Source organism: Inquilinus sp., from assembly GCF_057815775.1.
Genome location: NZ_JBYRFX010000169.1, coordinates 1 through 9,581 on the forward strand (window position 1 = coordinate 1; position 9,581 = coordinate 9,581).

Below are 9,581 nucleotides of genomic sequence, written 5' to 3' on the forward strand. Positions count from 1 at the left end.
CCTCCACCGCCGGGAAGGCGGTTGGTGGCTCGGGGATGGCGGCTGCGTGTGTCATCCCTTGATGAGAACATAAAGGGAACAAAAAGTCAAATCCACACACCTCGCCGTCATCGCGAGCGCAGCGACGCGATCCAGTCCGGCCGGCGCAAACCGGGCAAACGGCTACAATTCTGGATCGCCACGCCCCTGCGGGGCTCGCGATGACGATGGCGGGCAAAAGCGTCTTCATCGCCCGCCCCCGATCGGTGTTCAGCCTTCCGCCGGCTCCGCCAGGATCGAGCGCACCAGCGGCAGGGTGATCGAGCGGCCCTGGGCCAGGCTGGCGGCGTCGATTTCGGCGACCAGCCGCCGGGCCTCGGCGAAGCTGCGCTCCATCCGGGCCAGCATCGCCTGCACGATCTCCGGCCCCACCGCCAGCTGGCGGTCGGCGAACAGCTTGGCCAGCACCTGCGCCAGCAGCACGTCGTCCGGTTCGCCCAGGCCCACGGCCGGCGCCGCCTTCAGCCGCGATGCCAGGTCCGGCAGCACGACCGGCCAGCGTGCCGGCGGCTGGCGCGCCGCCAACAGCAGGAAACCGCCGGCCTCCTTCAGCAGGTTGTGCAGGTGGAACAGCACCCGTTCGGCCCCGGCATGGCCGGCGACGCGGTCGGCATCGTCCAGCGCCACCGCGCCGGCGGCGGCCAGCTCCGCCGGGTCCGCCGCCGCCAGGGCATCGCCGGACAGGCGCCGGGCGCCGCTGCGCTGGGCCCAGATGCCGAGCAGATGGCTTTTCCCCGCCCCCGGCGCGCCGTGCAGCGCCAGCACCCCGGCCGGCCAGCCGGGCCAGCGCGCGATCCAGCCCGCCGCCTCGCGGTTGCTGTCGGCGACGATGAAATCCTCGGGCCCCAAAGCGGGCGGCAGCGACAGGTCGAAAACGAACTGCGACACCTCTCCGCCCACCTTGCCCATGACAGCCTTGCTCATGACACCGTGGGGATATTGGACTCGGCGGGGCCGGGCGGATCGGGCGGCCGCCGGTACAGCGCGCTGGCGCGATAGCGCTTCAGCGTGAATCGGCACAGCACGCCGATCACCGCCGCCACCGGCACCGCCAGCATGACGCCGGTGAAGCCGAACAGGCTGCCGGCGGCGAGCAGCGCGAAGATCACCCAGACCGGATGCAGGCCGACGGATTCGCCGACCAGCTTCGGCGTGACGAAATTGCCCTCCAGGAACTGGCCGAGCAGGAAGATGCCGAGCACCACCACCCACATCGTCCAGTCGTCGAACTGTACCATGGCGATGCCGACCGAGCTGACCAGACCGACCAGCGAGCCGACATAGGGGATGATCGACAGGATCCCGGTCATCAGCCCGACCAGCAGGCCGAAGTTCAAATCGACGATGGTCAGCGCGACCGCATAGAACAGGCCGAGCAGCAGGCAGACGATCAGCTGGCCGCGGATGAAGCGCGACAGGGTGAAGTTCACCTCGACGCCCAGGGCGCGGATTGTGTTGCGCTGCGCCACCGGCAGGTTCTGGTCGATCACGCCGAGCATGTGGTCCCAGTCGCGCAGCATGTAGAACGCGACCACCGGGGTGATGAACACCAGCGACAGCAGGTCGATCAGCGCCACGCCGCCCTGCCACAGGCTGCCGATCACCGCGCCGATCCAGGACACGGCGCTGCCGGCATACTGGCTGACCGCCTTCTGGATCTCGTTGAAGTTGGACTGCGAGACGCGGTGGCGCAGTTCGGCGATCAGCGGCTGCAGCCGCGCCGCCGCCTTGGCCACGTAGTCGGGGGCGGCAGTCAGCAGCCCCGTCACCTGGTTCAGCAGGATCGGCAGCACGATCAGCGCGGCCAGGATCGCCATGAACAGGAACAGCAGCAGCAGCACCGTGGTCGCCAGCCAGCGCGGCAGGCCCAGCCGCTGCAGCCGCTGGCACACCGGGTCCAGCAGATAGGCGATGATCATGCCGGTGACGAAGGGCGCCAGCACGCCGCTGAGCAACCACACCAGCAGGCAGAACACGACGAAGCCGATCAGCCAGAACCGGATCTGCGTCGATGCGTTCACGCGTGTGCCCCGGTTGTGGAGAAGAATTGCCGTATCGTCTCACGAAGATAGCCGATTCCCGACAGGATAGTGGTGGCGGCAACGACCCAGACCAGCGTGCCGATCACATTGCGGGCGTCGACATCGATGCCGGCCATCGCCATGACCAGCACCACCAGCGCGATCTGCAGCACCGTGTTCAGCTTGCTGATCAGCGACGGGTTGATCGACTGGGCGGCGCGGCCGACGCAATGCAGTGCCAGGACGCCCAGGATCAGGCCGATGTCACGCGCCACCACCAGCACCACCAGCCAGGCCGGCAGCTTGCCGATCCAGACCAGGGCGACATAGGTGCCGACCAGCAGCATCTTGTCGGCGATCGGGTCGAGATAGCTGCCCAGCGCGGTGCGCGCCTGCAGCCAGCGCGCCAGGATGCCGTCGATCGCGTCGGTCAGGGCGGCGGCGGAGAACATCCAGAAGGCCGAGACCAGCCGGCCGTCGAGAATCAGCCAGATCGTGATCGGGGCCACGATCAGCCGGGCCAGGCTGAGCAGGTTCGGCAGGTAACGCGCGCGGCGGCGCCAGCTCCCAGGGGGTGGTGTCGCGGACTCTGTCACGTGTCGGCCTAGAGCCCGCCGGCGCGATGCAGTTCGAGCGCCTGCGGGCCCTGCTGCACCACCAGCCCCTGCTGGGCCAGGATCTGGTTCAGCTGGACCTGGTCGCCGGGGAAGCGCAGCTCAAGCACCGCCTGGCGGGCGGTCAGGCTGACCATGGACGAGGTGACGACGCCGCCGAGGCGGGTCAGCCGGCCCTGGATGTCGTACCAGTCGGCGGCCTGCGCGATCGGCACGGTGACGGTGACGGCACCGTGGGCGACGAAGTTCGGCGCTGCACCCGGCTGGGTCGGCTGCACCAGCGTGCCCGGCGGGGTCAGCGTGCCCGGCGCGCCGGGTGGCAAGGTCGCCACGCTTCCGCCGCCGCCGGCCAGCAGCTGCTGCACCCCGGAACTGCGGAAGGTGTAGGCCAGCTTGGCGGCATAGTGGCCGGGCGAGGTCTGTTCGGACTGAACCTGGAAGCGTTCGACCAGCCGCTCGACATCGGCATCGGACATGCCGGTGGCGCGGGCCGGATCGGCGCCGATCTGCTGCAGCAGCTGCTGCAGCCCCTTGCGCGGCCCCTGGGCGAAGGCCTTGGCCCGCGCGTCGGTCGCATTCGCCGCCGTGGCCTCGACCGCGATGCCGTCGACCGAGTAGCCGGAGGCGTTGCCTGCGATCGGCGCCCCGCCTTGCGCCGCGGTCTGGGCGTGGATCGCCACCGGCCCCGCGCACAGCAGCACGGTCGCCAGCACCACACTCGATCCGATGCGAAGCATCATTGCAAAGCCTTCCGGTTCCGCTATGGTCCGCGCCCATCCGCACGGATAATCCGCCTTTATATAGCACCCCTCTTTGCGAGGTCATCATGTGCCCGCCGACTGACCCCAAGGAAAGCACCGACGCCTACAGCCGTGCCGGCGTGAACATCGCCGAGGGCGAGGCCTTCGTGGGCGATATCAAGCCGCTGGCCGAAAGCACCCGCCGCCGCGGCATGATGGAAGGGCTGGGCGGCTTCGGCGCGCTGTTCGACCCCAAGGCCGCTGGCTTCCGCGACCCGATCCTGGTCGCCGCCACCGACGGCGTCGGCACCAAGCTGAAGGTGGCGATCGAGACCGGCCGGCACGACAGCGTCGGCATCGACCTCGTCGCCATGTGCGTCAACGACCTGGTGGTGCAGGGCGCCGAGCCGCTGTTCTTCCTCGACTATTTCGCGTCCGGCAAGCTCGACCGCTCGGTCGGCGTCGGCGTGCTGCGCGGCATCGCCGAAGGCTGCCGCCAAGCCGGCTGCGCCCTGGTCGGTGGCGAGACGGCCGAGATGCCAGGCATGTATGCCGCCGGCGACTACGATCTCGCCGGCTTCTCCGTCGGCGCGGTCGAGCGCGACGAGGCGCTGACCGGCAAGGATGTGCGCGACGGCGACGTGGTGCTGGGCATCGCCTCGACCGGCGTCCATTCCAACGGCTATTCGCTGGTCCGCCGCGTCGTCGCCGATGCCGGGCTGAGCTGGGATGCGCCGGCGCCCTTCGCCAACGACAAGACGGTCGGCGAAGCCTTCCTGACCCCGACCCGGATCTATGTGAAGAGCACCCTGGCCGCCATCCGCTCCGGCGGCGTGCATGCCATGGCGCACATCACCGGCGGCGGCCTGACCGAGAACATTCCGCGGGTGCTGCCGGACGGGCTGGGCGTCGCCCTCGACGCCGCCGCCTGGCCCCTGCCCCCGGTGTTCCGCTGGCTGGGCAGCCAGGGCGGCCTGAGCACGGCCGAACTGGCGCGCACCTTCAACTGCGGCATCGGCATGGTGGTGATCGCGGCGCCGGACCGGGCCGAGGCGCTGACGGCGATCCTGGCCGAGCATGGCGAGACGGTGTACCGGATCGGCCGCGTCGTCGCCGATGCCGGCCGCTCGGTCGCGATCGCTGGAGCGGATTCGGCATGGGCCGGCTGAAGGTCGGGGTTCTGATTTCCGGCCGGGGCAGCAACATGCTGGCCCTGGCCGAGGCCTGCGCCGCCGCCGATTTCCCCGCCGAGATCGCCCTGGTCCTGGCCGACAGCCCCGATGCCGGCGGCCTCGCCCTCGCGGCGCAGCGCGGCATCGCCACCGCTGCGGTCGACCGCAAGGCCCATCGCACGAAGGCCGAGTTCGAGGCGGCGGTGGATGCCGCCCTGCAGGCGGCCGAGGTCGAGCTGATCTGCCTGGCCGGCTTCATGTGGGTGCTGAGCGCCGATTTCGTCGGAAGCTGGCACGACCGCATCCTCAACGTCCATCCGTCGCTGCTGCCGGCCTTCCCGGGGCTGCACACCCATGAGCGGGCGCTGGCCGCCGGGGTCAGGCTGGCCGGCTGCACCGTGCATGTCGTGCGCCCGGTGGTCGATGACGGCCCGATCCTGGTCCAGGCCGCGGTGCCGGTGCTGGACGGCGACGACGCCGCCGCCCTGGCCGCCCGCATCCTGGTCGAGGAGCATCGCTGCTATCCGATGGCGCTGCGCTGGGTCGCCGAAGGCCGGGTGACGATCGAAGCGAACCGGGCCCGCATCGCAGATACAGCGGCCGGAACCGGTGCTTTGCGCAACCCCTTGTGACAATTGTCACAATTCACGCCGGGCCGCTGCGACAATTGTGCCCAATTTAACTGGACAAATCCGGGCTCCGTTCGTAAATGGTGCCCAGGTCCCGACACACGAAAGATGCGGACGAGGATGGTTGCAATGTCCCACCCAGGCACGACTCAGGCGCCGGACGAATTGCTGGCAGCGCGGCGGCAGATGTATGCCAGCTTCGTGAAGTTCAGCACCTGGGCCATCGTCGCCATCGCCATCCTGTTGATCGGCATGGCGCTGTTCCTGCTCTGACCGGCGGACCACGGAATAAAAAAGGGCCGGCCCCATTGTGGGCCGGCCCTTTTTGTTTGCGCGTCCGGCGAGGCCGGACACAGCCGTCACCCCGGTCGACCGGCGTGAGACGGCTGTGCCGTCTCACGCCGGGGTGACGGACTCGGTCCGATATCAGACGACGATTTCGGTGCCGGCGAAGAAGTAGGCGATCTCGATCGCGGCGTTCTCGGCCGAATCGGAGCCGTGGACGGAGTTGGCTTCGATCGATTCCGCGAATTCCTTGCGGATGGTGCCCTCGGCGGCGTTGGCCGGGTTGGTGGCGCCCATCACGTCGCGGTTCTTGGCGACGGCGTTGTCGCCTTCCAGCACCTGGACCACGACCGGGCCCGAGATCATGAAGGCGCAGAGGTCGTTGAAGAACGGCCGGGCCGCGTGCACGCCGTAGAACGCCTCGGCCTGGGCGCGGGTCAGCTGCAGGCGCTTCTGCGCGACGATGCGCAGGCCGGCATCCTCGAACTTGGCGTTGATCTTGCCGGTCAGGTTGCGGCGGGTGGCGTCCGGCTTGATGATCGACAGGGTGCGCTCAGCCATTTGGTCCTCGTACGGGCGTTTGGAATGGGAATTGCGCGGCCTTATAGACGGGCCGCCCCGATCCGGCAACCGGACTGCATGAATCGCGGGGCCCGAATCCGGTCCGACCGTGCTATGACCCCGGCGCCATGCTTCAGATCCAGGACGTCACCATCCGCATTGCCGGCCGCTCGCTGCTCGACACCGCTTCGGTGTCGGTGCCGGCAGGGCACAAGGCCGGCCTCGTCGGCCATAACGGGACCGGCAAATCCACCCTGCTGCGCGCGATCCGGAAGGAGATCGGGCTCGACGGCGGGCAGATCGGCTATCCCGCGCGCTGGCGCATGGCCAGCGTGGCGCAGGAGGTGCCGGCCGGGCCGGCCAGCCGCTCGACACCGTGCTGGCCGCCGACACCGAGCGCGCAGCACTGCTGGACGAGGCCGAGACCGCCGAGGACCCGGACCGGATCGTCGAGATCCATGCCCGCCTGGTCGACATCGACGCGCACAGCGCCCCGGCCCGCGCCGCCATCATCCTGGCCGGCCTGGGATTCGACACCGAGGCCCAGGGCCGCCCGGTCGGCGACCTCTCCGGCGGCATGCGCATGCGCGTGGCACTGGCGGCGACGCTGTTCCTGCAGCCCGACCTGCTGCTGCTGGACGAACCCACCAACCATCTCGACCTCGAAGCGACGCTGTGGCTCGAGACCTGGCTGAAGAGCTATCCGCACACCATCCTGATGGTCAGCCACGACCGCGACCTGCTGAACCGGGTGGTCGACATGACCATCCATCTCGAGAATTCGAAGCTGACCGCCTACACCGGCGGCTATGACCAGTTCGAGCAGACCCGGCGGATGCGGCTGGACCACATGGCGTCGCTGCAGAAGCGCCAGATCGCCCAGCGCGAGCACATGCAGAGCTTCGTCGACCGGTTCAAGGCCAAGGCCACCAAGGCCCGTCAGGCGCAGAGCCGGATGAAGGCGCTGGAGAAGATGGAGCCGATCGTCGCCCTGGTCGAAGACCAGTCGATCAGCTTCGACTTCCCCAAGCCGCAGGAGTTGGCGCCGCCGATCCTGGTGCTGGACAAGGTGACGGTCGGCTACGACCAGCGGCCGGTGCTGAAGGGCCTGGACCTGCGGGTCGACATGGACGACCGCATCGCCCTGCTGGGCGCCAACGGCAACGGCAAGTCGACCCTGGTCAAGCTGTTCGCCGGGCGGCTGGAGCCGATGGCGGGTGAGCTACGCAAATCCTCCAAGCTCAAGGTCGGCTATTTCGCCCAGCACCAGGCGGAGGAGCTGGACCTGACGGTCAACGCCATCGCCCAGGCGCGGCGGGCGATGCCCGGCGTGACCGATGAGAAGATCCGCGCCCATCTCGGCCGCTTCGGCTTCGTCCAGCGCCGGTCCGAGACCCGGATCGGCGACATGTCGGGCGGCGAGAAGGCGCGGCTGCTGCTGGCCCTGATGGCGCGCGAGGCGCCGCAGCTGCTGCTGCTCGACGAACCGACCAACCATCTCGACGTCGACAGCCGCCAGGCGCTGGTCCAGGCGCTGAACGAGTATGAGGGCGCCGTGGTGCTGATCACCCACGACCCGCATCTGATCGAGCTGACCGCCGACCGGCTGCTGCTGGTACGGGATGGCGGGGTGCACCCGTTCGACGGCGATCTCGACGACTACCGCCGCCTGCTGGTCGAACAGCGCCGGCAGGAACGGTCCGGCAACAAGGGCGAGAAGCTGAGCCAGGCCGAGCGCAAGGAACAGCGCCGACTGGCCGCCGAGGCCCGGGCGCAGCTGACGCCGCTGCGCCAGGAGATCCGCCAGATCGAAAGCCGGATCCAGACGCTGGAGCGCGACAAGAAGAAGGTCGAGGCCAAGCTGGCCGACACCACCCTCTACGCCAACCCCGGGGCGGCGACCGAACAGCAGATCGCCATGCACGACCTGCAGTCCAAGCTGGACGCAGCCGAGGAAGCCTGGCTGGAAATCAACGGCAAGCTGGAAGCGGCGCAGCAGCTGGCGGGGTAACGCGAAGGCACTCCCGTGTGAAGGGAGTGCTCTCCCTGCCCTACTGCAGCGCCTGCCAAACTGCCGCCGGGGTCAGCGGCATCTGGATCCGGTCGGCGCGGTCGGCCCGGCCGGCGCGGGCCAGGGCGTCGGCCACGGCGTTGACCACCGCCGGGGTGGCGCCGATGGTGCCGAGCTCGCCGACGCCCTTCACGCCCAGCGGGTTGTTCAGGCACGGCGTCGACTGGTCGAGCTCATGCACGAAGCTGCGGATGATGTCCGCCCGCGGCATCATGTAGTCCATCAGGCTGGCGGTCATCGCCTGGCCCGTGTCCCGGTCGTAGACCATGTGCTCGCCCAGGGCCTGGCCGATGCCCTGAACGGCGCCGCCGTCGAGCTGGCCGCGCACGATCATCGGGTTGACGACGCGGCCGACATCATTGGCCGAGGCGTAGGACAGGATGTCGACGACGCCGGTATCCGGGTCGATCTCGACCTCGCAGATGTGGCAGCCATTCGGCCAGCTCGGGCCGTTCACCTTGCTGGTCGCGTCGATGAAGATGCGGCGGTCGGGCTGGCGGTCGGCCAGTTCGAACAGGCCGATGCTGCGGTCGGTGCCGGCGATCCGGAACACACCTTCGGCATATTCGATGTCGGCGGCGGCGGCTTCCAACGCCTCGCCGGCCAACTCCCGCCCGGTCTTCACCGCCGTCTCGGAGGCATGGTGGATCGCCGACCCCGCGGTGAACAGCGAGCGGGAACCGGCGCTGCCGAAGCCCGAGCCGCGATCGGTGTCGCCCTGGATGATGCGGATCTTGTCGAGCGGCACGCCGAAGACGTCGACCACGAGCTGGGCGTAGGAGGTCGCGATCCCCTGCCCCATCGGCATGGTCGAGGCATAGACCTCGATCTCGCCGGTGCCGGAGACCTGGACCGTCACCCGCTCCTCGAACACGTTGCCGCCGGTCCATTCCAGGAACGAGGCCAGGCCGCGGCCGCGCAGCAGGCCGCGGGCCCGCGACTCCGCCTCGCGGGCGGCGAAGCCGTCCCAGTCGGCCAGCTTCACCGCCTGGTCGACGATTGAGCCGAACTTGCCGCTGTCATAGGTCTGCCCCATCGCATTGGTGTAGGGCATCTGGTCCGGATGTATCAGGTTGCGGCGGCGGATCTCGACCGGGTCGAGGCCCAGCTTGCGTGCGGCGGCGTCGAACAGCCGCTCGATCAGGAAGATCGCCTCCGGCCGCCCGGCACCGCGATAGGCGGCGGTCGGGGCGGTGTGGGTCAGGATGGCGGTGAATTCGAGATCGATGGTGCGGATGTCGTAGATGCTGGTCGACACCCAGGGCCCGATCATCAACTGGATGATGATGCCGGCGGTGCTGGCATAGGCCCCGACATTGCACAGCGACCGGACCCGGTAGCCCAGCACCTTGCCATCCGCGTCCAGCGCCAGCTCGGCCCGGCTCTCCACGTCCCGGCCATGGGTCGCGGCCAGGAACTCCTCGATCCGCTCCGCCGTCCAGCGCACCG

The 9,581-nt window shown here is 69.2% G+C and carries 10 protein-coding genes and 1 pseudogene; 5 read left to right on the forward strand and 6 right to left on the reverse strand.

What is annotated here, in order from left to right:
* Window positions 1-249 precede the first annotated feature (249 nt).
* From AC3XYG_RS06070 to AC3XYG_RS06085, 4 genes are read right to left on the reverse strand one after another with little or no spacing between them, the layout of a single operon-like run.
* Window positions 250-963, reverse strand: a complete 714-nt coding sequence (locus tag AC3XYG_RS06070) for an HdaA/DnaA family protein (protein ID WP_489138915.1) — start codon at window positions 961-963, stop codon at window positions 250-252.
* On the reverse strand, window positions 960-2,060 hold the full coding sequence (locus AC3XYG_RS06075) for an AI-2E family transporter (protein ID WP_489138916.1): 1,101 nt from the start codon (window positions 2,058-2,060) through the stop codon (window positions 960-962). Before AC3XYG_RS06075 ends, AC3XYG_RS06070 begins: the two co-directional genes overlap by 4 nt.
* The gene (locus AC3XYG_RS06080; protein WP_489138917.1) at window positions 2,057-2,656 is read right to left on the reverse strand and encodes a CDP-alcohol phosphatidyltransferase family protein; all 600 of its coding nucleotides are present in this window, start codon (window positions 2,654-2,656) and stop codon (window positions 2,057-2,059) included. Before AC3XYG_RS06080 ends, AC3XYG_RS06075 begins: the two co-directional genes overlap by 4 nt.
* Window positions 2,657-2,664: 8 nt before the next feature.
* Window positions 2,665-3,414 (reverse strand): hypothetical protein, encoded by a 750-nt coding sequence (locus tag AC3XYG_RS06085; RefSeq protein ID WP_489138918.1) that lies wholly within the window; start codon window positions 3,412-3,414, stop codon window positions 2,665-2,667.
* A gap of 86 nt (window positions 3,415-3,500) precedes the next feature.
* Here AC3XYG_RS06085 and purM point away from each other — a divergent pair, with 86 nt between their 5' ends.
* The 3 genes from purM (at window position 3,501) to AC3XYG_RS06100 (ending at window position 5,488) form a co-directional block, all read left to right on the forward strand.
* Window positions 3,501-4,583, forward strand: coding sequence for a phosphoribosylformylglycinamidine cyclo-ligase (purM, locus tag AC3XYG_RS06090; RefSeq protein ID WP_489138919.1), 1,083 nt, complete (start codon window positions 3,501-3,503; stop codon window positions 4,581-4,583).
* Window positions 4,571-5,218, forward strand: a complete 648-nt coding sequence (gene purN, locus AC3XYG_RS06095; RefSeq protein WP_489138920.1) for a phosphoribosylglycinamide formyltransferase — start codon at window positions 4,571-4,573, stop codon at window positions 5,216-5,218. Before purM ends, purN begins: the two co-directional genes overlap by 13 nt.
* A gap of 126 nt (window positions 5,219-5,344) precedes the next feature.
* Complete coding sequence (locus AC3XYG_RS06100; protein ID WP_489138921.1) at window positions 5,345-5,488, forward strand: aa3-type cytochrome c oxidase subunit IV; 144 nt, start codon at window positions 5,345-5,347, stop codon at window positions 5,486-5,488.
* Between the two features lie 153 nt (window positions 5,489-5,641).
* On the opposite strand, the gene ndk is transcribed toward AC3XYG_RS06100, so the two are convergent.
* Window positions 5,642-6,061: a nucleoside-diphosphate kinase gene (ndk, locus tag AC3XYG_RS06105; protein WP_489138922.1), complete on the reverse strand. Its 420-nt coding sequence runs from the start codon at window positions 6,059-6,061 to the stop codon at window positions 5,642-5,644.
* 128 nt (window positions 6,062-6,189) lie between these two features.
* Here ndk and AC3XYG_RS06110 point away from each other — a divergent pair.
* A pseudogene (locus tag AC3XYG_RS06110) lies at window positions 6,190-6,306 on the forward strand (hypothetical protein); the annotation flags it as partial.
* A gap of 131 nt (window positions 6,307-6,437) precedes the next feature.
* Window positions 6,438-8,072, forward strand: coding sequence for an ABC-F family ATP-binding cassette domain-containing protein (locus tag AC3XYG_RS06115; RefSeq protein ID WP_489138923.1), 1,635 nt, complete (start codon window positions 6,438-6,440; stop codon window positions 8,070-8,072).
* A gap of 40 nt (window positions 8,073-8,112) precedes the next feature.
* On the opposite strand, the gene AC3XYG_RS06120 is transcribed toward AC3XYG_RS06115, so the two are convergent.
* Window positions 8,113-9,581, reverse strand: a 1,469-nt coding sequence (locus tag AC3XYG_RS06120) for a xanthine dehydrogenase family protein molybdopterin-binding subunit (protein ID WP_489138924.1), incomplete at its 5' end; no start/stop codon positions are given.

Coding starts and splice junctions, on each gene's coding strand:
- AC3XYG_RS06070 (WP_489138915.1), bottom strand. CDS start 963: ATGAGCAAGGCTGTCATGGGCAAGGTGGGCGGAGAGGTGTCGCAGTTC.
- purM (WP_489138919.1), top strand. CDS start 3,501: ATGTGCCCGCCGACTGACCCCAAGGAAAGCACCGACGCCTACAGCCGT.
- AC3XYG_RS06100 (WP_489138921.1), top strand. CDS start 5,345: ATGTCCCACCCAGGCACGACTCAGGCGCCGGACGAATTGCTGGCAGCG.
- AC3XYG_RS06085 (WP_489138918.1), bottom strand. CDS start 3,414: ATGATGCTTCGCATCGGATCGAGTGTGGTGCTGGCGACCGTGCTGCTG.
- purN (WP_489138920.1), top strand. CDS start 4,571: ATGGGCCGGCTGAAGGTCGGGGTTCTGATTTCCGGCCGGGGCAGCAAC.
- ndk (WP_489138922.1), bottom strand. CDS start 6,061: ATGGCTGAGCGCACCCTGTCGATCATCAAGCCGGACGCCACCCGCCGC.